The sequence below is a fragment of the Xanthomonas sp. CPBF 426 genome, assembly GCF_903989465.1.
Classification (GTDB): Bacteria; Pseudomonadota; Gammaproteobacteria; order Xanthomonadales; family Xanthomonadaceae; genus Xanthomonas; species Xanthomonas euroxanthea.
The window spans coordinates 3324790-3349353 of the sequence record NZ_LR861805.1; the positions used below are offsets into that span (position 1 = coordinate 3324790).

At 65.5% G+C, this 24564-nt stretch carries 16 protein-coding genes; 8 read left to right on the forward strand and 8 right to left on the reverse strand.

The genetic code is table 11. The annotated features are described in order from the left end of the window. Positions 1-178: 178 nt before the first annotated feature. Positions 179-1522: a serine hydrolase domain-containing protein gene (locus tag H7A87_RS14260; protein WP_180496716.1), complete on the forward strand. Its 1344-nt coding sequence runs from the start codon at positions 179-181 to the stop codon at positions 1520-1522. Between the two features lie 705 nt (positions 1523-2227). Here the strand turns inward: H7A87_RS14260 and H7A87_RS14265 are convergent. The 7 genes from H7A87_RS14265 to nudE form a co-directional block, all read right to left on the reverse strand. Further along, on the reverse strand, positions 2228-2707 hold the full coding sequence (locus H7A87_RS14265; RefSeq protein ID WP_039519650.1) for a hypothetical protein: 480 nt from the start codon (positions 2705-2707) through the stop codon (positions 2228-2230). Positions 2708-3726: 1019 nt separating this feature from the next. Continuing rightward, complete coding sequence (gcvH, locus tag H7A87_RS14270) at positions 3727-4122, reverse strand: glycine cleavage system protein GcvH (protein WP_104533961.1); 396 nt, start codon at positions 4120-4122, stop codon at positions 3727-3729. 144 nt (positions 4123-4266) lie between these two features. Next, positions 4267-5376, reverse strand: a complete 1110-nt coding sequence (gcvT, locus tag H7A87_RS14275; protein WP_104582987.1) for a glycine cleavage system aminomethyltransferase GcvT — start codon at positions 5374-5376, stop codon at positions 4267-4269. 321 nt (positions 5377-5697) lie between these two features. Continuing rightward, complete coding sequence (locus tag H7A87_RS14280) at positions 5698-6033, reverse strand: YnfA family protein (protein ID WP_119127731.1); 336 nt, start codon at positions 6031-6033, stop codon at positions 5698-5700. Further along, on the reverse strand, positions 6030-6989 hold the full coding sequence (gene mazG / locus H7A87_RS14285; RefSeq protein ID WP_321186764.1) for a nucleoside triphosphate pyrophosphohydrolase: 960 nt from the start codon (positions 6987-6989) through the stop codon (positions 6030-6032). The genes H7A87_RS14280 and mazG overlap by 4 nt, the downstream gene beginning before the upstream one ends. Positions 6990-7163: 174 nt before the next feature. Then, the gene (cysQ, locus tag H7A87_RS14290; protein ID WP_104582985.1) at positions 7164-7964 is read right to left on the reverse strand and encodes a 3'(2'),5'-bisphosphate nucleotidase CysQ; all 801 of its coding nucleotides are present in this window, start codon (positions 7962-7964) and stop codon (positions 7164-7166) included. Beyond that, the gene (nudE, locus tag H7A87_RS14295) at positions 7961-8509 is read right to left on the reverse strand and encodes an ADP compounds hydrolase NudE (protein WP_164739160.1); all 549 of its coding nucleotides are present in this window, start codon (positions 8507-8509) and stop codon (positions 7961-7963) included. The genes cysQ and nudE overlap by 4 nt, the downstream gene beginning before the upstream one ends. A gap of 41 nt (positions 8510-8550) precedes the next feature. Between nudE and bioA the strand changes: the two genes are divergently transcribed. Further along, positions 8551-9969 carry an adenosylmethionine--8-amino-7-oxononanoate transaminase gene (gene bioA, locus H7A87_RS14300; protein WP_119127729.1) on the forward strand — a complete coding sequence of 473 codons (1419 nt, stop codon included), beginning with the start codon at positions 8551-8553 and terminating at the stop codon, positions 9967-9969. Next, positions 9960-10694: a 16S rRNA (uracil(1498)-N(3))-methyltransferase gene (locus tag H7A87_RS14305; RefSeq protein ID WP_115677700.1), complete on the forward strand. Its 735-nt coding sequence runs from the start codon at positions 9960-9962 to the stop codon at positions 10692-10694. The genes bioA and H7A87_RS14305 overlap by 10 nt, the downstream gene beginning before the upstream one ends. A gap of 464 nt (positions 10695-11158) precedes the next feature. On the opposite strand, the gene H7A87_RS14310 is transcribed toward H7A87_RS14305, so the two are convergent. Then, positions 11159-12157, reverse strand: a complete 999-nt coding sequence (locus H7A87_RS14310) for a glucokinase family protein (RefSeq protein ID WP_180497031.1) — start codon at positions 12155-12157, stop codon at positions 11159-11161. A gap of 716 nt (positions 12158-12873) precedes the next feature. Between H7A87_RS14310 and H7A87_RS14315 the strand changes: the two genes are divergently transcribed. From H7A87_RS14315 to H7A87_RS14335, 5 genes are all read left to right on the forward strand, one after another. Beyond that, positions 12874-15567, forward strand: coding sequence for a TonB-dependent receptor (locus H7A87_RS14315; protein WP_119127726.1), 2694 nt, complete (start codon positions 12874-12876; stop codon positions 15565-15567). Between the two features lie 209 nt (positions 15568-15776). Further along, the gene (locus H7A87_RS14320; protein WP_119127724.1) at positions 15777-17462 is read left to right on the forward strand and encodes an alpha-L-fucosidase; all 1686 of its coding nucleotides are present in this window, start codon (positions 15777-15779) and stop codon (positions 17460-17462) included. A gap of 14 nt (positions 17463-17476) precedes the next feature. Then, the gene (locus H7A87_RS14325; protein ID WP_039516090.1) at positions 17477-18532 is read left to right on the forward strand and encodes a glycosyl hydrolase family 18 protein; all 1056 of its coding nucleotides are present in this window, start codon (positions 17477-17479) and stop codon (positions 18530-18532) included. 246 nt (positions 18533-18778) lie between these two features. Next, on the forward strand, positions 18779-21265 hold the full coding sequence (locus tag H7A87_RS14330) for a family 20 glycosylhydrolase (protein ID WP_321186766.1): 2487 nt from the start codon (positions 18779-18781) through the stop codon (positions 21263-21265). Positions 21266-21286: 21 nt separating this feature from the next. Further along, positions 21287-23977: a glycoside hydrolase family 2 protein gene (locus H7A87_RS14335; protein ID WP_180496718.1), complete on the forward strand. Its 2691-nt coding sequence runs from the start codon at positions 21287-21289 to the stop codon at positions 23975-23977. Positions 23978-24564 lie beyond the last annotated feature (587 nt).

The following is a 24564-nucleotide window of genomic DNA, read 5'->3' on the forward strand; positions in this document are numbered from 1 at the left end:
TGGAAAGGCGCCGCGCAGGCCGATTTATGAACCTAAAATCGTCAATAGGATCAATATGATGCCCATTCATCTTCCGGCAGTTTGTGCTATTGCGAAGCGCGGCGCTAGAATCATCGGAGGCAGCGGAACAGGCGGGACAACCATGACTCAAATGCGCAGGCGCCGACGGTTCCGACCGTTGGCCATCGGGCTGCTCGGGGCGTTATTGCCTCTGGCTCTCTCTTCCACCGCACAGACACCCGCGCCCGCTGCCTCTGCGCTGCAGCCGGCCGCCATCGTGCAGTCGCCCACCGCTCCGCTGCAATACCGTGCATCGCTCCCGGCCAGCCAGGTGCTTGCCCCGGCGGCCGGTTTCGACGTGGCCGCGTTCGAATCGATGGCCAACCAGTTGACCTACGGCAATCGCCTGCCCGGCATGGCGATGGCCATCGTGCAGGGCGGCAAGGTGCTCAGCGCGCGCGGCTACGGCGTCACCGACGTCAATCACCCGCAGCCGGTCGATGCCCACACCGTGTTCCGTCTTGCGTCGCTGTCCAAGGCGTTTGCCGGCACCATGGCCGGGTTGCTGGTCAACGACGGCGTGCTGCGTTGGGACAGCAAGGTGGTGGACTACGTGCCCGGCTTCCAGCTCAGCAATAACGTCGCCACCCGGCAACTCACTGTCGCCGAGGTGCTCAGCCACCGCGTCGGCCTGACCCGCAATGCCTACGACAACGATATCGAATCCAACGTCGACTACTACTCGCTCAGCCACAAGCTGGCCGCCGCGCCGCTGCGCTGCGCCCCGGGCGATTGCTATGCATACCAGAACGTGGCCTTCAGCCTGGTCGGGGATGTGGTGTTCGCTGCATCGGGCAGCTTCTACGAGCAGTCGGTGGAGCGCCGCATCTTCAAGCCGCTGGGCATGAACGATGCGAGCATGGGACTGGCCGGTATCCAGGCCAGCCCGCGCTGGGCGCGCCCGCACGTGCGCAGCCGCAACGGCTGGGTGTCGCTGACGCCCAAGCCGACCTACTACCGTCTTGCTCCCGCTGCCGGCGTCAATGCCAGCGCCAGCGATATGGCGCAGTGGCTGCTCGCGCACACCGGCCACCGCACCGACGTGCTGCCTGCGCCGCTGCTAGCGACGCTGCACGCGCCGCTGATCTCCACGCCAGGGGAGATGCGCTCGGGTTGGCGCCACGAGCGTGTGGACGCTGCCAGCTACGCGCTGGGCTGGCGCGTGTTCGACTACGCCGGCCACCAGGTCGTCTTCCATGCCGGCGCGGTGCAGGGCTATCGCGGCCTGGTCGCGCTGCTGCCCGAGCGCGATCTCGGCATCGCGATCATGTGGAACGGCGAGAGCGGCCTGCCCTCCGGCATGTTGCCGACCATCCTGGACCGTGCGCTGGGCCTACCTGCCAAGCGTTGGCTGGACATCGACGTGGATGGCGACTTCGGTAGCGAGAACATGCTGGCCGAGCGTCCCGATCCTGCCGGCAAGGGTGCCTCGTCCGGCAAGTCGGTGGCATCGCCGCGCTAAGCGGAGCTTGCTGCGCTCTCGCACACAGGCGGCTTCGGCCGCCTGTGTTGTTTCTGGCCCGCAGCGGGACCGGGTCGAGTGTTTCGACATCAGTGGCCGGCAGGCTGGACATCGCTCCATCGCCATGCGCTACCGGTCATGGCCAACGCATGCCTGGACAACCTTGTCGCGTGCGCGCAAAGGAGCTAGCCAAGAAGCGAGCGGACAACTCACCTTCCGCGCGATGCGACCGAGTGCATCTCTCCCGCTTCGCACTGACCGACACATCAGCGCGACACCAAGCGATGGCGGCACTACCGGTCGGGACAGACGATGGCCCGTTGCGTGGGCGGCGCAGCAGCCGAGTCCACCAGCAGCACTGGACCCGGGAAAGCGAGTGGCGAGTGGCGAACGGCCATTGGCGCCGGTGCGGCGATAGGCACAGTTACCCGGCCTGACATCCCGCCAAGCAGCGCGCGATGCGCTGGGTGGCGATCGCAATGCGTTTGCGCCACCGCGCGACGGTTGTCCAGGCCTGCTGGCGTTATGTCGTGCCACGCGGCCCGAGTAGGTCACCCTGGTACCGGATGGCGATGGACTGCGACTGTCTGCGCGCGATCGGCATTCACCGGATCATGGCCGCCGTGGGCGAGCCAATAAAAAAGCTCCCTCCCCGCTGGGCGTCGGGGAGAGAGCTCGATGTCTACGGCGATCGGGTACTGCAGATCAGATCAGCGGCGCCGGGGTTGCGGGCAGCGCGACCGGAGCGGCCTTCTTCTTGCGAACGGCCGGCTTCTTCTTGGCGACCTTCTTCACAGCAGGCTTCTTGGCGGCAGTCTTCTTGGTGGCGGACTTCTTGGTCGCCTTCTTGGCAACTGCCTTCTTCGCGGTCTTCTTGACTGCCTTCTTGGCGGTCTTCTTGACGGCCTTCTTGGCGGCGGTCTTCTTGGTCGCCTTCTTTGCAGTCTTCTTCACTGCCTTCTTGGCGGCAGTCTTCTTGGTTGCCTTCTTTGCAGTCTTCTTCACTGCCTTCTTGGCGGTTGCCTTCTTTGCAGTCTTCTTGACGGCCTTCTTGGCAGCAGTCTTCTTCACTGCCTTCTTGGCGGTTGCCTTTTTGGCGACCTTCTTGACTGCCTTCTTGGCGGCAGTCTTCTTCACTGCCTTCTTGGCAGTGGGTTTCTTCTTCGCAGCTTTTGCAGTGGCCATGTAATTGGCTCCTCGTCAGTGAACTATGGAGGTGAAACGCCCAGTTGAAGCAAACCCCGCAACGGCACGCCGTCGTCGGGAACCGTCCGCAGGTAATGCGCGACGGGACGGATACAGAAACACCCGCATCAGACAGCGACGCGGGTGCGTGATCGGAGCGACTGCTGCTTTCTTGGAGAGAAGCGGACCCAACTCCACCGTGGATAACGCTTTGGTGGACATCGGGAACAAGCGTGTCGGCTTGATGTCGATTCTGCTCACTCTCTTTCGCAGCAACGTCTGCTGGGCGAAACCTAATCACGCTTTTTTTTACTGTCAACACTCTTTTGCATTTTTTTTTCGACACCTGGTGGCGATGTGTCCTGTGGAGGTGGTCCCAAGACGCCGCGCGATGGCACGCGCAGCTGCCCTTCGCATGCAGTGGTGCAACAACGTTTTCAAAAAAGCACTTCTTTTGTGCTGTTTTTTTTTAGCGAGGCAAACAAGCGCGATGCTCCCCACTGCACCGACGTCGCGGCGCAGGCGTGGTCGCCGCAGCGTGCGCCGCCTGTCCGCCAGCTGAAAATTTTTTATCCGCCAACCTTGCTCAAGGCGTCGCACAAGCAGAAATGCGCAAACTTCTTGCGCAGTTCTCGCCCCGTATGTGCATCGGCATGCGCTGCCAACGGCATGCGTTGCACACCGTGTCCGAGGTTGGATGCACGCGATGCGGCAACCGTTTTTCACCGGCTGCACGCCCTCTCCTCACGACTGGCTCACGCCAGAAATCCGACACCGCGACAGTCGCGTCGTGCTCGACGATGTGGCGTGCGCATGTTCCCGGCGAGGTCGTCGTTGTCGAACATCGACAAACACCTGGACTGCGATCGACGGCCGTCGCTGGCCGGTTGCACGCCGATCGGCAACGCGCACGCCATCGCCAGGCGGGGACGGCGTGCTGCCACCGCCGCGCAGGCAAAAAAAATGGCCGCTCCAACGAGCGGCCATCCGGATTTTTTGGTGCGACGTGCGAAGCGAGGTCAGTGCGCGTCGTCTTCCAGCAGCTCGGCGTAGTCGTCCGGCGACAGCAGATCGTTGAGCTCTTCCTTGTCGTCGAGTTCGACCACGAAGATCCAGCCATCGCCGTAGGCGTCCTCGTTGATGGTTTCCGGCTTGTCGGTGAGTGCGCTGTTGACCTCGACGACGGTACCGCTGACCGGGCTGTAGACGTCCGAGGCGGCCTTGACCGACTCCACCACCGCCGCGCCGTTGCCGACCTGCACGGTGTCGCCGACGCCCGGAAGTTCGACGTAGACCAAGTCGCCCAGCAAGCCCTGCGCATGGTCGGAGATGCCGACAGTCACGCGGCCGCTGCTTTCGACGCGGGCCCACTCGTGGGATTTGAGGAACTTGAGGTCGCCAGGGATCTCGCTCATGGGTGTGCTCCGGGGAAACTGATGGGTTGGGGACAGGTGGCTAGTTTAGACCGCACGACAACACAGGTGCACGCGCGTGCCGGCCGATTGGCGGCGATGGATGCTGCACGCTGCCGGACGTTGACCTGCCCGGCAGCGTTTGACTCACTCGCCAAGGACGCCGGGCTGCGCCTGGCCGTCGCGCACGAACGGAAACTTCACCGCGCGCAACGGCACCTGCTTGCCACGGATGTCCACACGCAAGTCGTCGATGCTGCCGGCCGGCACGCGCGCGAATGCGATCGCCTTGCCGAGGGTGGGCGAGAACGTGCCGGACAGGATCTCGCCCTCGCCGCTGGCACTGAGCACGGTCTGGCCATGCCGCAGCACGCCCTTCTCATCCATCACCACACCGATCAGCTGACGCGGTGCGCCCTGCGCTTTCTGCGACTCGAGCACGGCGCGACCGACGAAGTCGCGGCCTTCGTCCAGGGCGATCGTCCAGGCCAGCGCTGCCTCGTATGGACTGACCGTGTCGTCCATGTCCTGGCCGTAGAGATTCATGCCGGCTTCCAGGCGCAAGGTATCGCGCGCGCCCAGGCCGGCCGGCTTGACGCCCTGTGCAAGCAGGGCGTTCCAGAACCCCACCGCGGCCTCCTGCGGCAACACGATTTCGAAACCGTCTTCGCCGGTGTAGCCGGTACGCGCCAGGAACAGCTCCACGCCCTCGCGCGAGCGCGTCTGCAGCGCTGCGAAACGGCCGAGCTTGCTGGCCGCTGCGGTATCGGCCGGATCCACCAGTTCGATCACCTTGGCGCGCGCGTTGGGGCCTTGCACGGCGATCATCGCAAAGTCGCCGCGCTCTTCCACACGCACCTCGAAGCGGGCAGCCTGCTCGCCGATCCATTGCAGGTCCTTTTCGCGGGTGGCGGCGTTGACCACCAGGCGGAAGAAGTCCTCGCGCAGGAAGTAGACGATCAGGTCGTCGATCACCCCGCCCTGCGGATTGAGCATGCAGGTGTACAGCGCCTTGCCGGAGACCTTGAGCTTGTCCACCGAGTTGGCGAGCAGGTAGCGCAGGAACGCGCGCACGCGTGGACCGTGCAGGTCGACCACGGTCATGTGGCTGACGTCGAACATGCCGGCGTCGCGACGCACCTGGTGATGCTCGTCCAGCTGCGAGCCGTAGTGGATCGGCATGTCCCAACCGCCGAAGTCGACCATCTTGGCGCCAAGCGCACGATGGGTGTCGTTGAGGATGGTCTTCTGGGTCATGCGCACCGGTCCAAGGGAAAGAGGTCCATTATCGCCGCCCGGCCGCGCTTGGGGGAACGGCGCAGCGCGCGACAGTACGCGGCCGCGCCCTGTCGGTTGGCCGCGGTGGCCAACGCCTTGAACGCCTCCACCTATTGCGTGCGATGAAGCAGTTGTCCGCCTGCCTGCCTGTCCGTCGCGCGCGACCGTCGGCGTCTACGGTCGCGGCCACGCAAGTGCCGCGGTGGCTCGCCGCCCCGGGCACCTGGTCTTCATTGCGTCCCACCGCACCGAGCAGGCAGCCGTGGTTTGCGCCGCGCAGACGCCGGCGCGCGTGCGCGCTCAGGCGCTGCGCGGCGAGAACATGATGATCGCCATGCCAAGCAGGCAGCAGGCGGCGCCCAGCAGATCCCAACGCGTCGGCGTCACTCCGTCCACCCACCACAGCCACAGCAGTGCGCTGGCGATATAGACCCCGCCATAGGCGGCGTACACCCGCCCACTGGCATCGGGATGCAGGCTCAACAACCAGACGAAGATGGCCAGGCTCAACGCCGTCGGCAGCAGCAACCAGATGCTGCCGCCTTTGCGCAGCCACAGATAAGGAAGGTAGCAACCGACCAGCTCCGCCACCGCGGTGGCGGCAAACAGCACCAGCGTGGTCGGTGAGAAATTCACGCGCGGCCTGACCTGTCCAGGCCTTGCGTGTCGACATCGGCCTGTTGCTGCGCCGAGAGGTCGGGTGCCCGACCGCTGCGCACCGGCGTGGCAGTGACAGGCGGCCCGGCGCCCGGTTGGTCGGGAGTGGATGGAGCGCTGCCGCGCTCGCCGCGCTTGACCTGTTGCCACAGCGCTTCCTGCTCGTGCAGCGATAGCGCGGCCAGCGCGGTGCCATCCGCCTGTGCCTGCGCCTCCATGGCGCGGAAGCGGCGCTCGAACTTGAGATTGGCATGCCGCAGCGCCGCCCCCACGTCGACCTTGGCATGGCGCGCCAGGTTGGCGCAGACGAACAACACATCGCCGAGTTCGTCTTCCAGCCGTGCCTGGTTGTCGGCGACCGGACCACGGGCAAACTCCACGCGCAGCTCTTCGATTTCTTCCTGCAATTTTTCCAGCACCGGTGCCGGATCGGGCCAATCGAAGCCGACCCGCGCCGCGCGCGATTGCAGCTTGGTGGAGCGCTGCCACTCCGGCAGGCCGCGTGCGATGCCGGCGAGTGCGGAGTCGTCCTGATGGCCCGCTGCGCGACGTTCGGCACGCTTGATCTGCTCCCAGTTGGCGCTCACCGCCTGCGCGTCGTCGGCGCGCTGCTCGGCGAAGACATGCGGATGGCGGCGCACCAGCTTGTCGCTGAGCGTGGCGACCACCTCGGCGAATCCGAATGCGCCCTGCTCGGCGGCCATCTGCGAATGGAAGACTACTTGCAGCAGCAGGTCGCCCAACTCGTCGCGCAGACCCGCAAGGTCGTTACGGTCGATGGCGTCGGCGACTTCGTAGGCTTCCTCGATGGTGTACGGGGCGATGCTGGCGAAGGTCTGCTCCACATCCCACGGGCAGCCATGCTCAGGATCGCGCAGACGCGCCATCAGTTGCAGCAGGCGCTGGATGTCGCCGGTCGGCGGGGACTCGGACATGGTGTCTTCCTGATAGGTGTGGTGCAGCTGAGTGGCGTGCCAAGGCGATGCCGCCGGCACGTGCCGTAGCAGCTGATGGCAGGCGATGGGGAAGCACTGCGCTGGACATGACGGCGTCGGCACTACGCGCCGCCACCGGAGCCATCCGGCGAGCGCGCAGGCCGCCAGCGCTGCTCACACCAGCCAGCTGCGCCACGGCAGATTGGGATCGCCCAGCGCGATGAAATCGCCATTGAGCAAGGTGTCGCGGCGGTTGTAACGGAACGGTTTGCCGGTGCCGCCGGCCAGCAGCACACCGCCGGCGGCATGCAGCACGCACTGGCCGGCCGCGGTGTCCCACTCGGAGGTGGGGCCGAAGCGCGGATACACGTCCAGGTCGCCCTCGGCGATGCGGCAGAACTTCAACGACGACCCTTGCGCGACCACGTCGATCTGGCCCATGCGCTCCAGCGCGGCGGCGGTGCGCGCGTCGCGATGCGAGCGACTGGCGGCGACCCGCAGCGGCGTGGCCGCCGGCGTGCGCGTATGCAGCATCTCGTCGCGATCGCCATCGCGGCGGTAGGCGTTCTCGCCCCGGGCGGCATACCAGACACGGCCATCGACCGGCGCCTGCACCACGCCGAGCACCGGCGCGCCCATGTGGATCAGTGCGATGTTGACACTGAACTCGCCGTTGCGCTTGACGAACTCGCGGGTCCCGTCGAGCGGATCGACCAGCCAGTAGCTGGTCCAGAACTGCCGGTCTTCCCAGGCCACGTGCGCGGATTCTTCCGACAGCACCGGCACATCCGGGGTGACCCGGCGCAAGCCGTCGACGATGACACGATTGGCGGCCAGGTCGGCCTGGGTCAACGGGCTGGCGTCGTCCTTGAGCTCCACCGCGAAATCCTGCGCATAGACATCCATGATCGCCGCCCCCGCCTCGCGGGCAATGGCGATCACGGTTTCGCGCAGTTCCATCGGGATGCGGATCATGGGTTGCGCTCCAGCCACTCGCGCGCAATGAACAAGGCGGCCAGCGAGCGGCCTTCGGAAAAATCGTCGCGCAGCATCAAGTCGTCCAGACGGGCGATCGGCCAGGGCACCACTTCCATCTCTTCCGGCTCGTCGCCGACCAGGCGCTCGGGATAGAGGTCGCGCGCCAGCACCAACCAGGATTGGTGACTCATATAAGTAGGAGCGAGCGTCATTGCGCGCAACACCTGCACCTGGCGCGCGCCATAGCCGGCTTCTTCCTTGAGTTCGCGGTCGGCGGCCTGCTCCGGCGTTTCGCCGGCATCGATGCGGCCCTTGACCAGGCCCAGCTCGTAGCGATGCACGCCGGCGGCGTACTCGCGCACCAGCAACACGGTCTGCGCATCCAGCATCGGCACCACCACCACCGCGCCATGGCCCTGGCTGAGTTGGCGCTCGTAGAGGCGACGCTCGCCGTTGGAAAACTCCAGATCCAGCTGCTGGCGACGGAACGGCCCGTCACCCAGATCGGTGATCTTGTGGATGGTCGGCAGGCGCGGGCTCATGCGCAGCACGCAGCGGCGAAGCCGACCGATAGAATAGGCGTATGCATCGACATGTTCATGAACCCGAAATCCTAGCAGACCCGGCAGCCTCCCAAGCTGACGAACATTGGCGACAACGCGATCTTCAGGTGCTGTGGCACCCCTGCACGCAGATGCGCGAACACCCGCACACACTGCCACTGGTGCCGATCGCGCGTGGCGATGGTGCGTGGCTGATCGGCCACGACGGTCGCCACTACCTGGACGCGGTCAGCAGTTGGTGGACCAACCTGTTCGGCCATAGCGAGCCGCGCATCGGCGCGGCCATCGCGCGCCAGGCTGGCGAACTGGAGCAGGTGATGCTGGCGGGCTTCACCCATGCGCCCGCCGTGCAGCTGGCCGAGCGCCTGCTGGCGATCGCGCCGCGCCAGGCCGGCCGCGCGCCGCTGTCCAAGGTGTTCTATGCCGACAACGGCTCGGCCGGCGTGGAAGTGGCCTTGAAGATGGCCTTCCATTATTTCCACAACCGCGGCGAGCATCGCCGCACGCGTTTCGTCGCGCTGGAAAACGGCTACCACGGCGAGACCATCGGCGCGCTGTCGGTCGGCGACATTCCGTTGTATCGGCGCGTGTATGCGCCGTTGCTGCTGGAATCGATCTTTGCGCCCTCGCCCGATGCCTACCTGGCCGAACCTGGGCGGAGCGCGGAGGACTACGCACTGCAGGCAGCCGACGCACTGCAGGCGGTGTTCGAACGATCGCCCGAGGAAATCTGCGCACTGATCCTGGAGCCGCGCGTGCAGTGCGCAGGCGGCATGCGCATGTATCACCCGGCCTACCTGCGCCGTGCGCGCGAACTGTGCGATGCGCATGGCGCGTTCCTGATCGCCGACGAGATCGCCACCGGCTTCGGCCGCACCGGCAGCCTGTTCGCCTGCGAACAGGCCGGGGTCATGCCCGACCTGTTGTGCCTGTCCAAGGGACTGACCGGCGGATTCCTGCCGTTGTCGGCGGTACTGGCCACGCAGCAGTTGTACGACGCATTCCTGGACGACTCGCGCGAGCGCGCGTTCCTGCATTCGCATAGCTACACCGGCAATCCGCTGGCGTGCGCGGCCGCGTTGGCGACCCTGCAGATCTTTGCAGACGACGACGTGATTGCACGCAACCAGCGCACCGCCGCGCACATGAGCGCGCTTGCGGCGCAGATCGGCGAACACCCGGCGGTGGCGGACGTGCGCCAGGCCGGCATGATCGTGGCCTTCGAGCTCACGCAGGGCGGCGACAAGCGCATGCCGTTCCCGTCTGCGGCACGGGTAGGCCTGAAGGCCTATCGCGCCGCACTGGACAAGGGCGTGGTGCTGCGCCCACTCGGCGACGTGCTGTACTGGATGCCGCCGTACTGCGTGGACGACGCGCAACTTGCGCTGTTGGCGGCGACCACCCGCCACGCCATCGAGGAGGCCGTTGCATGCGCCTGACCCGTTCCCATGTGGCACTGCCGCTGCACTGCGACCAGGAGCTGACGCTGCCGGAAGCCTCGGCCAATCACCTGCTGCGCGTGCTGCGGCTGCGCGAGGGCGATGCCTGCGTCCTGTTCAACGGCGACGGCAGCGACTACCACGCGCGCATCACCCTGGCCGGCAAACGCGAGGCGCGCGCAGTGGTGGACCGGGTCGAGCCGCTGTGCAACGAATCGCCGTTGTCGATCACCCTGATCCAGGGCATCGCGCGCGGCGAGAAGATGGACCTGATCCTGCAGAAGGCCACCGAGCTGGGGGTGACGGCGGTGGTGCCGGTCAACGCCGAGCGCACCGAGGTCAAGCTGGACCCGGCGCGCATGGAAAAACGCCTGGCGCATTGGCGCAGCGTGGTGGTGTCGGCCTGCGAACAATCCGGGCGTGCACGCGTTCCCACGATCGCGGCGCCGCACGGCCTGCAGGAGGCGGCCCGAGCCAGCGACCCGCAGGCGCTACGGCTGACGCTGGACCCGCACGGCGAGCATCGCCTGGGCAGCCTGGCGCTGGGTGCGCAACCGCATGTGATCGTGGCGATCGGCCCGGAAGGCGGCTGGTCGCCGCGCGATCGCACGACCCTCGCCGAGGCCGGTTTCAGCGGCCTGCAACTGGGACCGCGCATCTTGCGCACCGAAACCGCGGGGCTGGCGGCGATTGCGGCGCTGCAGTCGCGGTTCGGGGATCTATAGCGCGGTGTCGTCGTAGGAGCGCACCTGGGCGCGACCGGGCGTTATCGGGCACGCTTCGTCGCGCCCGGGTGCGCTCCTACGGGAATGCGGAGTTGATCGACATTGCCGCCTCCACCGCGTGCTTGTCTTGAAGGCCCGTCCACCGCGTGCCGGTCCGGTCACCCCGTTGACTCGTAGGAGCGCACCTGGGCGCGACGGGGCGTTATCGGGAATGCCTCGTCGCGCCCGGGTGCGCTCCTACGGGAATGCTGAGTTGATCGACATTGCCGCCTCCACTGCGTGCTTGTCTTGAAGGCCCCGTCCACCGCGTGCCGGTCCGGCACCCCCGTTGACTCGTAGCAGCGCACCCGGGCGCGATGGGGCGTTATCGGGCATGCCTCGTCGCGCCCGGGTGCGCTCCTACGGGAATGCGGAGTTGATCGGTTCGGTGCAGCCGGCTTGCTGCACCTGGCGATGCGCAGGACTCAGCGGCCGTGCTGCAGGAACCAGCTGGCCGCACCGATCACACCGAGCTGGCCGTGCTCGACGATGCTGACCGGCACCTGCTCCAGCGCCGGACGCAATGGGCCCTTGTCGAGCAGACGTGCGACGAAATCGCTTGCGGCCACGAACGCGGCGATCTGCGGCAGGAAGCCACCCGCCAGATAGACGCCGCTGCGCACGCCGTAGAGCAACATCATGTCGCCGACCACGCTTCCCATGAAGCCGCAAAACGCCTGTAGCGCGTCGCGTGCCAGCATGTCCTCGCCAGCCAGTGCCGCGGCGGTGACGTCGGCCGGGCTGGCGTGCACCACCGGCACGCCACGCAGCGCGGCCAGGGCGGTGTAGAGATTCAACAGGCCCGGGCCGGACAGCAGATGCTCGGTGGCCACGTGCGTGCGCGTGCGACGCAGCTCCTGCAGCAGGGCCACTTCCAGATCGCTGGCTGCCGCAAGCGCGGCGTGGCCGGCCTCGGTCGGCAACACCACCGGGTTGGCGCCATTGGGAATCCACAACGCCGCGCCCAGGCCGGTGCCGGGGCCGAGTATCAGCGCCGGACCCGGCGCGCCCTGCGGCGGGCCGGACAACTGCATGACCTGATTGCCGGTCATGTAGTTGGCCGCATGCGCCACCGCTTCGAAATCGTTGACCAGATGCAACGCCTGCATGCCGAGCTGGCGACGGATCTGCTCCGGCGACAGTACCCACGGCAAATTGGCGGTGATCACGCTGCCGTCTTCCAGCGCATAACCGGCACTGGCGATGACGCCGCGCATCACCGGTGCGCAGCCCAGCTCCGCAAAGAACGCGGCCATGATCTCGGCCAGGCCCGGATAATCGGCGCATCGGTACTTGCGATAGTCCAGCACCGTGACCGGTTGGCGTGGATCGACGCCTTCGCACACCAGCGCCAGGCGTACATGCGTCCCGCCAACGTCTGCGGCAACGAAGGTTTCGGGGCGTGGAAAGGCCACCGCTTCCATTGGACTGCTTGCGCTCACGCATTCTCCTGATAAGTGGTCGCGGGCTGGCGTCATCTTCCGTTATCCGACGAACGGTCACAGATAGACAACGTTGTCAGTAATCGCCTTGTAACGCAACCGTGGCGATCACGATTTGAACAGGATGCCGCCAATTTCATCATCCACTGAAAATCCGCACCCCGGGCAACGATTTCAGCACAAATCGAGACAACGTATCGGGCTATGCGCCAATCCCCATAGAAACAGCCGATCGCGCCGCAGGCACAGCATTGCTGCGCTGCGCGGTCGCGGCGGCACCCTGCGCGGCATCGCCGGGAAATGCTGCATTGCAGCGCAATCGCAGCAGCTTCAGAGATCTGTGACGATGTGTTGACAACGCTGTCAACGCTACGCGAGACTCGATCCAAATCGGGGTTCTGGCAGGAGGGGCCATGGACTGTTCGGTACTCAAGAACGGGCGACTCCCTCGTCGGCGCATTCCAGATTCGTGAGTGGGACATCACCCGATGTTCGCTCGCTGAAGTCGCATCCGCTCCACCGCTTCACCACACGGGGGACACCTCCTCTACCACGCGAATCACCTGGACCCGCCTCTCATGGTGCGCGCCAGTGCGGTCACCGCGATCGGTCAGGGCGTGTTGTTTTGCCGGCCACGCCGAGCGCGTGACGCCTTCCAGAGGCGGCGCGCTCACAGCACTAACCAACGAGGTTTAGCCATGCACAGCCGCACCACGACGTTAGCACTCTGTATCACCGCCGCTCTGTACTGCTCCGGCTCTGCAATGGCTGCCGGACAAGACCAACAGGCTCCTGCCGCCACACCGTCGGCGACCACTGAGCTGGACACCATCACCGTCACCGGCTACCGCGCATCGCTGGAGAAGAGCCAGTCGGTCAAGCGCTCGGCCAACTCGATCGTCGATGCGATCAGCGCCGAAGACATCGGCAAGTTCCCGGACATCAACGCCGCCGAATCGCTGTCGCACCTGCCGGGCATCAGCGTCGATCGCCAGTTCGGCGAAGGCGAGAAGGTCAGCATCAACGGCACCGACCCGGCCTTGAACCGCGTGCTGCTCAATGGCCAGACCATCGCCTCGGGCGACTGGGGCGGCAACCCGACCGACACCAGCGGCCGTACCTTCAACTACACCCTGCTGTCGCCGGAAATCATCGGCCTGATGGAGGTCTACAAGACCCCGGAAGCGCGCATCGACGAAGGCTCGATCGGCGGCACCGTGATCGTGCACACCCGCAAGCCGCTGGACCTGCCCAAGAACACCATCCGCGGCTCGGTCGGCTACAACTACAACGACCGTTCGGAAGAAGGCAATCCGCGCGGCTCGGCGCTGTGGAGCTGGAAGAACGACGACGAGACCTTCGGCGCGTTGATCTCCGCCACGCATGACAAGCAGGACCTGGCGCGTGCCGGTATCGAATACTTCGGCTACACCACCGGCGAAGGCATTCCGGCCAGCGCCACCATCACCGGCGACGGCAGCGATGTGGCTACCGCCCGCGTGCCCGCCGGCATCAACAGCGCGTTCTTCCAGCAGACCCGCGAGCGCAGCGGCCTGCAGGGTGCGTTGCAGTGGAAGCCCAACGAACAGAACGAATTCAACCTGACCGGCCTGTACATCAAGGGCAAGTACAACAACTTCAGCCAGTCACGCTACATGTGTCCGGCATGCGGATCGCCTGCTGCTGATGGCTCCGGAGAGAGCATCAACAACCTGAGGCTGGTGACGCAGGCCAATGTCCAGAACGGCGTCATCACCTCGGCAACCGTATCCGATGGCGGGCTCGCCCAGCCGTATGCACAGTTGGACGCAAACTACCGCGAAAGCACCGTTACTACCAAGAGCTTGAACCTGCGCCACGACTGGTCGGGTGAAAAGTGGGTGTTCACCACCCAGGTCGGCGACACCAAGGCGACCGGCGGCAAGAACCCCGAATACCTGATGAAGTTCCTGCTACAGGAGGGGGGCTACAACTTTGCCTACAATGGCAACAGTACGGCCGTCAACTACGAGAACGGAGGGGTTGCGAACTGGACACTGGCTGGCTCGCCGGCCGGGCTTCCTGCGGGCTCGCAGGATGGCAACGCAGTACAGGCCGGCGGCATCCTGTATCAACAGAGCACAGACGAAGAAAAATATTTCCAGTGGGACGCTGCGCGCGATCTGGAATGGGGCCCGTTCACCAAGCTGCAGTTCGGCTACAAGTACATCAATCACAACAATGGCGTGGCAGCACGCAGCAATCGCATCAATACGACCGATCCGGTCTCGCTGACGCAATTCAGCCCTGGCAGCACGCCGAGCAGCCTGTATGACGGACTGGGTGCCAGTGGTGACCTGACAACTTGGTCCACTGCGAATCTGGGCGCTGTGCGCAGCTATCTGCTTTCACAGCCGCAAGGACCGTTCCGCACCGACTTCGGCTCGTCCTTCGACGTGAAGGAGATCACGCAGAATTTCTACACCCAGTTGAACTACGAAACCGGCAAATGGCGCGGTAACGTAGGCGTCCGCTTGGTCGATACCACCGACAAATCGCTGTACTGGCAGACCGCCGATGGTGGCACGAACTACGACCGTGTGGCCGAAACCAACGATTATCGCAAGGCGCTGCCGAGCTTTAACTTGGCATACGACATCACCGACGACGCTGTACTTCGCTTCTCCGCAGCCAAGGTCATTGCACGTCCTCGCTATGGTGACCTGGCCGGTACGTTCAGCATCAACAGCAACAATGGCAACCTGACCGCTGGTGGCGGCAATCCGGATCTGAAGCCGTACGAATCCACCAACTATGACCTGGCGGCCGAATGGTATTTCGCACCGTCCAGCATGCTGTCCGGCGAAGTGTTCTATCGCGACATCAGCTCTTACATTGTCAACACCACCAGCGTGCGCCAGCTCACCGACCCGGTCAGCGGTGAGTCCGGGCTGTATCTGGTGACCTCGCCGATCAACGTCTCCGACGCCAAGGTCAAGGGTGTGGCGGTCAATTATCAGCAGACCTTCGGTCTGGGCTTTGGCTTGCAGGCCAACTACACGTTCGCCGAATCCGATTCCAGCTCGGGCTTGAACCTGCCCTACCTGTCACGCGACACCTACAACGTGATCCCGTACTGGGAACATGGCGATTGGACGGTACGCGTGAACTACAGCTACCGCTCCAAGTACTTCACCCAGATCGGACGCTTGTCGTCGGAAGATTTTGCAGATGCCTACAAGCAGCTGGACCTGACCGCCTCGTACCAGATCACCGACTATATGGGCATCACTTTCGGCGCCACCAACCTGCTCGACTCTACCTACCGTCTCTTCAGCAACACCCGCGATACCCCCACGGCGTTCTACAAGAACGGCCGCGGTTATCAGGCCCAGCTGAACTTCAAGTTCTGATGTAGCACCGGCGCGCCACCGCCCCTCCACGGTGGCGCGCTTTTTTTGGACTTGCCCTGCGCGCTGCAGCGGCAGGTCGTTGCATGCACCAAATAGTGGTACTGGCCACGCCCCTTCGCCGCTGAGGGAGCATGGCCAGTCCCGCTTTTGCCATCCACGCACGGCTGCAGCACTGCCGGCGCGTCTTGCTCAACAGGAGTGCAGTTCCCATGACGACCGATAGCCGCGTGTTTGCGGCTCCATCCCGCCGCCACGCCGGAGCTGTACCCAGGAGTCGTGCGCTCGCGCTCGCTCTGCTGGTGGCCTGCCCGGTGCTGTCGTTGCACGCGCAATCGCCCACCGCGCCGACCGCCACCACGCTCAGCCCGGAACAGATCGACCAGCAGTGGCTCAATGCCACCGCCAAGTACGCACCCGAGCGCGAACGGCTGGTACGCGAAGCCGAACAGGGCGCGCGCAAGGGGCCCTTTCGCCCCGACTGGGCGGCACTGAAGGCCTATCAGTCGCCGGCGTGGTACGACAACGCCAAGTTCGGCATCTTCATCCACTGGGGCGTGTTCTCGGTGCCGGCGTTCGGCAGCGAGTGGTATTCGCGCAACATGTATCTGCAAGGCTCCAAGGAGTTCGCCCATCACGTGGCGACCTACGGGCCGCAGGCGAGCTCCGGCTACAAGGATCTGATTCCAAAGTTCACCGCGCCCAAGTTCGACCCCAATGGCTGGGCCAAGCTGTTCCGTGACTCCGGCGCCCGCTATGTGGTGCCGGTGGCCGAGCACCATGACGGCTTTGCACTGTACGACTCCAAGTTGTCGGACTGGACCGCGGTCAAGATGGGGCCAAAACGCGATCTGCTGGGCGAGTTGTCCAGGTCGATCCGCGCGCAGGGGCTGCACTTCGGCCTGTCCTCGCACCGCGCCGAGCACAACTGGTTCTTCGACGGCGGGCGCACCTTCGACTCGGACGTCAACGACCCGCGCTATGCCGCGCTGTACGGCCCGGCGCAGGTGCGCCTGCCGGGCAAGGACGATGCCGATGTGGCCAACGACTGGACGCCGGTGTCGCAGGCCTGGCTGGATGACTGGCTGGCGCGCACCACCGAGCTGATCGATACCTATCAGCCGGACCTGATCTATTTCGACTGGTGGATTGCCCACCCCACCTTCCGCAGCAGCCTGCCGACCATGCTGGCCTATTACTACAACCAGGGCGCGGCACGCACCGAGGCCGATCGCGGCGTGGTGGTGAACTACAAGCTCGGCGCCTTCCCGGAAGGCGCCGGCACACTGGACATCGAGCGCGGCCAGCTCACCGGCATCCATCCCACCCACTGGCAGACCGATACCTCGGTCAGCAATGCGTCGTGGGGCTACATCGAGAACGACACCTACAAGTCGCCGACCTTCATCATCCACATGCTGGCCGACGTGGTGGCCAAGAACGGCAACCTGATGCTCAACATCGGCCCGCGGGCCGATGGCTCGATCCCCGATACCGAGCGCGGCATCCTGCTGGCGATCGGCAAGTGGCTCAAGACCAACGGCGGCGCGATCTACGACAGCAAGCCTTGGCGCGTGTACGGCGAAGGCCCGACCGAAGTGGTTGGCGGCACCTTCCAGGACGTCAAGACCAAGCCCTACACCGCCGAAGATTTCCGCTTCACCACACGTGATGGCGCGCTGTATGCGATCGAGCTCGGCTGGCCGGCCGGTGGTCAGGCGGTGATCCGCTCGCTCACTCCGGCCGATGGCGTGCGCGGCGTGACGCTGCTGGCCAACGGCAAAAAGATACCGTTCGAACAACGCGCCGACGGCCTGCATTTGAAATTGCCGGCCAAGCCGGTCGGCGAGAGCGCGTACGTGTTCCGCATCGATCTTTCTTCTTCCTCCACTCCCTGACGGATGCTGTTTTCATGAGCAAGCGATTGACCTGGATCCTGCTGGCGCTGGCGCTGGTCTGCGCGCCGGCCTTGGCGAAAACCCCCACCGCGTTGTTCTATCTGATGAACACGCAGAAATCGACCAACTCGTTCCTGGCCAATGTCGACAAGATCGATGTGGTGGTACCGACCTGGTATGGCGTGGACCAGAACGGCCTAGTCAACGGCACGCCCAACATGTACCTGTACGACATCGCCAAGCAGAAGAATCTGCGGGTGATGCCGATCCTGTCGATGACCACCGGCCGCGACGGCTTCCACAAGCTGATGCACGACGAAGCCGCCAAGAAGCGCATGATCGAATCGCTGCTGATCCACGGCAAGCAGCACAAGTACTACGGCTTCCAGTTCGACTTCGAGAACATCGCCTGGACCGACCGCGACGCCTATACGCTGATGGTCAAGCAGACCGCCGATGCACTGCACAAGGCCGGCTTCAAGATGTCGGTGGCGGTGGTGCCCAACGCACCGGGCCATGCCGAAGGTGGCCAGTTCTCCAAGTGGATGTGGGAATACTGGCGCGGCGCATACGACCTGAAGGCGCTGGGCCAGGCCGCGGATCTGGTCAGCATCATGACCTACGACCAGCACACCCGCTGGACCACGCCGGGCCCGGTCGACGGCATGGTGTGGATGAAGAAGCATCTGGACTACGCCATCACCCAGGTGCCGAAGGACAAGCTCTCGCTTGGCATCGCCACCTACGGCTACCGCTGGTACACCGGTAATCCGGTCAAGGAAGACGGCACCGAAGCGTCGAATATTTCGGCCACGTATATCGATGCCGACGAATCCTTCCCGCTGGCGATCGAACAGAACGCCACCGTGCAGTGGGATCCGGTCGAGCAGGAATCGTGGTTCTACTTCTACCGCGACGACATGCGCGAGTGGGTGTTCCGCCCGGACGCACGCAGCTTCAAGGCACGCTACGACCTAGTCAAGCAGTACGGCCTGGAAGGTTTCAGCTGCTGGGTGCTGGGCGCCGAAGACCCGAAGGTGTGGGACGAGTTGCCGACTGCGCAGCGCTAAACGCGCCATCGCACTGCTGCAGTGCCTGGCGGGCGCGGGCGGTGTCCGCATCGGAATGCGTCCACGGCAAGCCGATGTGCATACTCCCCGCGCCCGTCCTGCAGCGAACCACACCGATGCGTGGTTCCTGCAAAACAGCGCACGCACCCCGACGAAGCGTGCGCCAGTCCCTGCGTCATCCGGCATGGCTTTGCTACTGTGCGTGGCTGCCGTGTCTCCCCCGCCACACCGGGATGTGATTGCATGATGTCGAACGCCGCACCGAACCTGCGCTCACCATTCTCCAAGCGGCCGTTGCCGGGCGGCGTGTCGTCGCGCCCGCTGTCAGCGCGGCCACGTTCCTGGCGCCTGCTTGCAGTGACGTTTGCGGCGATGCTGTTGGCAGGGTGTGGCCAGCGCCAGACGGCGACCGCGCCCGCTGCGGACCATCCCCGCACCACCTCGACATTGCCTGCGACCACCGCACCGCTGCCGCTGATTCCCGCCCCGGCCGAAGCCAGGCGCGGCAATGGCAGCTTCCGCGTCGGCACCGGCACGGTGATCTCCATCCCCACCGGCAATGCCGAGGTGCGCCGCAGCGCCGAGTCACTGGCCAGCCTGTTGCAACGCACCCGTGGCCTGACCCTGGAAGTACGCACCGAAACCACGGCGTCGCCACACAGCATCCGTCTGGAGCGCACACCGCAGGCGCCGGTGGCGCACAAGGAAGGCTATAGCCTGGACGTGGATGGCAACGGCATCCGCATCGCCGCGCGCGATGGCGCGGGCCTGTTCTATGGCGCGATCAGCGCCTGGCAACTGATGACGCCGGACGCGCGCAAGGGCGATGTCGCCGTGCCGGCGGTGGCGATCCGCGACTGGCCGCGTTTCGGCTGGCGCGGCCAGCATCTGGATGTGGCCCGCCACTTCCACGACGTAGCCACGGTCAAGCATGTGCTCGATGCAATGGCCGCGCACAAGCTCAATGTGCTGCACTGGCACCTCACCGACGACCAGGGCTGGCGCATCGAGATCAAGCGCTATCCCAAGCTCACCGAGGTGGGCGCCTGGCGCACCCCGCCCGGCGCCGGCCGGCACGGCACGCCGGAGCGCTATGGCGGTTTCTATACGCAGCAGCAGATCAGCGAGATCGTCGCCTACGCGGCACGCCTGCACATCACCGTGCTGCCGGAGCTGGACATGCCAGGACACGCGCAGGCGGCGGTGGCAGCGTATCCGGAAGACGTCGGCGTGCCCGGCCAGCGCACCCAGGTCGGCGTGGACTGGGGCGTCAATCCGTACCTGTTCAACACCAGCGAACGCAGCCTGCGCTTCATCACCAACGTGCTGGACGAGGTGCTAACCCTGTTCCCGTCGGCGTATATCCACATCGGTGGCGACGAGGCGGTCAAGGATCAATGGGAAGCCTCGCCTGCGGTACGCGCGCAGATGCGCAAGCTGGGGGTCAGGGACGCGCATGCGATGCAGGGCTGGTTCAACGAACAGCTTGCGGCTTACCTCACCAGTCACGGCCGGCGCATGATCGGCTGGGATGAAATTCTGGAAGGCGGCGTGCCGGCGAGTGCGTCGGTGATGTCGTGGCGTGGCATCGAGGGTGCGGTCACTGCGGCCAAGCAAGGCCACGACGTGGTGCTTGCGCCGGGCGACTGGCTGTATCTGGACAACCTGCAGACCACCCGCAGCGACGAGCCCAACGGCCGCCTGACCGTGCTGCCGTTGTCCAAGGTCTACGCCTTCGACCCGGTGCCGAGCACACTGACTGCCGAGCAGGCCACGCATGTCCTCGGCGCGCAGGGCGCATTGTGGTCCGAATACATTCCATCCAGGTGGCATATCGACCATGCGCTGTTCCCGCGGCTGTCCGCGGTGGCCGACGTCACCTGGTCGCCTGCGGCTGCGCGCAACTGGAAGGATTTCCTGGCGCGCATGCCGGCCCAGCTGCAGCGCTATAAAGCGTTGGGCATCGACTACAGCGACGGCGCCTTCGCCGCCGATATCGCATTGGAAGGCGGCCCCAACCCGGTGCTGGCCGGTGGCCCGGCCAAGGTGGCACTCGGCACCCAGGCCGGTGCGGGCACGCTGCACTACACCACCGACGGCAGCGATCCCACGCCGGCATCGCCGCGCTACGAGGCGCCGTTCACGATCCAGCTGCCGACCACGGTCAAGGCCACCGCCTTCGATGCCGGCGGCACCGCGCTGGCGGCCACGCGCAGCCGCACGTTCGAGCGTGCCGGTCTGTTGCGCGTGGACACCCAGGGCCTGCGCGATTGCGTGGACACCGGTGCGCTCGGCCTGCGCCTGCCGTTGTTGCCGGAGATGACCGGCGCCGACACGCCGGTCTACAACGTCGACCTGTTCCATGCCTGCCGTCTCTATCCGCAGGCGCGCCTGGATGGCATCGGCGCGATCCGCATCGAGGCTGCACGCCTGCCGAACAACTTCGGCCTGGCCCACGAGCAATCCAAGGTGGTGCAGTACCCAGCCAAGACGCGCCGCGGCGAGCTGGAAGTGCGCCTGGGCTGCGAGGGCGAGCTGGTCGCCAGCGTGCAATTGCCCAACAGCGCCGCGCTGGGCGAACAGTTCACGCTGGAAACCGCACTGCCTGCACGCGCCGGCATCCACGATCTGTGCCTGCGCTTCACCGCGCCGATTCGCGGCCCGTTGTATGCCATCGGCGCCGTCCAGTTGATTGAAACCACCGCGCAGGCGCCCCCCGCCGCCACGCGCTGATCCATCCAAGGAGAGTCACCCATGCCCCTGTCCCGCCATCGTTGCATTCCTGCCCCCGCCCGCCTCGGGCTAGCCCTGGCCTTTGCCATCTCGCAGGCCTGGGCGGCTCCGCCCACGGCAACGCCCCTGGACAGCGGCTGGCAGGTGCGGTTGGTGCCGGGCCAGGAACAGGCCAGGACGTATCCGAAAGCGGCGGCCTGGCTGCCTGCGCAGGTGCCGGGCGCGGTGCAGACCGATCTGATCGCCGCCAAGATCGTGCCGGACCCGTTCTATCGCGACAACGAGGGCAAGATCCAGTGGGCGGGCCTGAGCGACTGGCAATACCAGACCCGCTTCAACGTGGATGCGGCTACGCTCAAGCGCGCGCATGTCGAGCTGGTGTTCGACGGCCTGGACACCTTTGCCGAGGTCACCCTCAACGGCAAGCCGCTGCTCAGCGCCGACAACATGTTCCGGCAGTGGCGCGTGGATGCCAAACCCCTGCTCAAGCGCGGCGACAACGTGCTCGAGGTCAAGCTGTTCTCGCCGATCAAGAAGATCCAGCCGTGGCTGGCCAAGCAGCCGTACGCGCTGCCGGGCGCCTACGATTCCGCCTTCGGCGACGAGCCCGAATCGCGCCACAGCTCCACCTACGTGCGCAAGGCGCCGTATAGCTACGGCTGGGACTGGGGCCCGCGCATGGTCAACGCCGGCATCTGGAAGGATGTGCGCGTGGAAGCCTGGGATGCGGTGCGCGTGGACGGGCTGCATATCGCCCAGCAACGCGTCGACGCCGACAGCGCGCAATTGCAGGCGCAGCTGGAACTGCAGGCCGGCCGCAGCGGGCCGGTGCAGGTGACGCTGGACGTGCTGGGACCGGATGGCCAGAAGGTCGGCCAGTTCACCCAGGACGCGGTGGTCGACCCGGGCCAGAACCGCATCGATCTGCCGGTGCGTATCGCCAAGCCCAAGCGCTGGTTTCCGGCCGGCTACGGCGCGCAGGACCGCTACACCTTCGTGGCCAGCGTGCGCGACGCCGATGGCGACAGCCAGCAGATCAAGCGCGTCACCGGCCTGCGCTCGGTGGAGCTGCGCCGCGAAAAGGACACCTGGGGCAAGAGCATGGAGATCGTGATCAACGGCATCCCGATCTTCGCCAAGGGCGCCAACCTGATCCCGCTGGATGCCTTCCCCGCGCGCGTTACTGCCGAGCGCATGCGCAGCACCTTGCAGGATGCGCGCGATGCCAACATGAACATGCTGCGCATGTGGGGCGGCGGGCATTACCAGGACGACCGTTTCTACGAGGTGGCCGACGAACTGGGCATCATGATCTGGCAGGACTTCATGTTCGGCGGCGCAGTGCCGCCGTACGACGTGGAGTTCCGCGAGAACACCCGGCAAGAAGCAATTGAACAGGTCAAGCGCCTGCGCGACCATCCCAGCATCGTACTGTGGTGCGGCAACAACGAAGTGCAGACCGGCTGGGAAAACTGGGGCGACCGGGTCAAGTTCAAGCAGTCGGTGGACCCGGAAGAACGCAGCCGCATCGAGCGCGGCATGACCACCTTGTTCGGCACCGTGTTCCGCGAGGTGGTGGCCACCTACGACAGCGACGTGCCGTACTGGTCCACCTCGCCGGGCACCAACTTCGATGGCGCCGCCGACCAGGCCACCGATGGCGACATGCATTACTGGAAGGTCTGGGGCGGCCCCGCGCTGCCGGTGACCGAATATCTCAATGTCACCCCGCGTTTCATGTCCGAGTACGGCCTGCAGTCGTTCCCGGACATGCGCACCGTGCGTGCCTTCGCCGAACCCGGCGACATGGACCCGGAATCGCCGGTGATGCGCGTGCATCAGAAGTTCGACAAGGGCAACGGCAACAAGCGGCTGATGCTGTACATCCGTCGCGAATTCGGCGAGCCCAAGGATTTCGAGAGCTTCGTCTACCTGAGCCAGCTGATGCAGGCCGAGGGCATCAACCTGGCCGCCTCGCATCTGCGCGCCGCGCGCCCGCAGTCGATGGGCTCGTTGTACTGGCAGCTCAACGATGTGTGGCCGGGTGCGTCGTGGTCCAGCGTGGACTACTACGGCCGCTGGAAGGCGCTGCAGTACCACGCCCGCCGCTTCTATGCGCCGGAGCTGATCGCCGCATTGCGTAACGACAAGGGCCAGACCGAGGTGTCGCTGGTGTCCGACCGCACCACTCCGCTGGCGGCCCGCTGGCGCATGCGGGTAATGGGCATGGACGGCAAGCTGCTGAGCAAGCGCGAGGAAAAGGCCACCGTCAAGCCGCTCAGCAGCCTGCAGGTGGGCAACTTCAGCGACAAGCAATTGCTGGGCAGTGCCGATCCCAAGCGCACTTACGCGGTGTTCGAATTGTTCGATGGCGCCAAGCTGCTGTCGCGCGAAGTGGTGTTCTTCGCGCCGGCCAAGCAGCTGGCCTTGCCGACCGCGAAGATCGACAGCCAGTGGCGCGCCGATGGCGATGGCTATGCGTTGACGCTGTCCAGCGACACGCTGGCGCGCGAGGTGTGGCTGTCGTTCGGCGACCTGGACGTCAGTGTGGCCGATAATGCCTTCGACCTGCTGCCGGGCGAACCGCTGACGCTGCACGTGTCCAGCAAGCTGCCGATGGCGCAGGTGCAGTCTGCGTTGCAGGTGCGCGACCTGGCATCGACGCTGGCAGGCGCGCCGCCGGAACCGCCGGAGGCAGCGGCGGCGAAATGAGCGGCGAGCTGGCCCTCATCCGCCCTTCGGGCACCTTCTCCCGCCAGGCGGGAGAAGGACGCGACCTCCGTCCATGCATGCGCTTGGTCCGCGTCTGCATCTCACGCGTAGGGCGCCCCCCGCCCGGCGGAAGAAGGACTGGCTGTCCGCTCGTGCATGCGCTTGTTCCGCGCATGCGTTTCGCGCGTATGGCGTCTCCCGCCCGGCGGGAGAGGGACTCGCTGTCCGCTCATGCATGCGCTTGTTCCGCGCATGCGTTTCGCGCGCATGGCGTCTCCCCGCCAGGCGGGAGAAGGACGCGATCTCCGCCCATGCATGCGCTTGTTCCGCGAATGCGTTTCGCGCGCATGGCGTCTCTTGCAGATTTGGTTTCCTGTCATACGCACTCTTCGCACCCTTGCATCGCATCCAGCTTAGGAAAACGACGTGATCTCCTGCCGTGCGTGCCCTCCCACAAGGCGCGTCCATCTCCTTCCTCGCCCGGCCTCGTCCCGCGTTGGCTGTCCTTCTCCCGCAGGCGGGAGAAGGTGCCCCGCAGGGGCGGATGAGGGCCCGCCGCGGTAACAGCAACATCCACCACGGGCGAT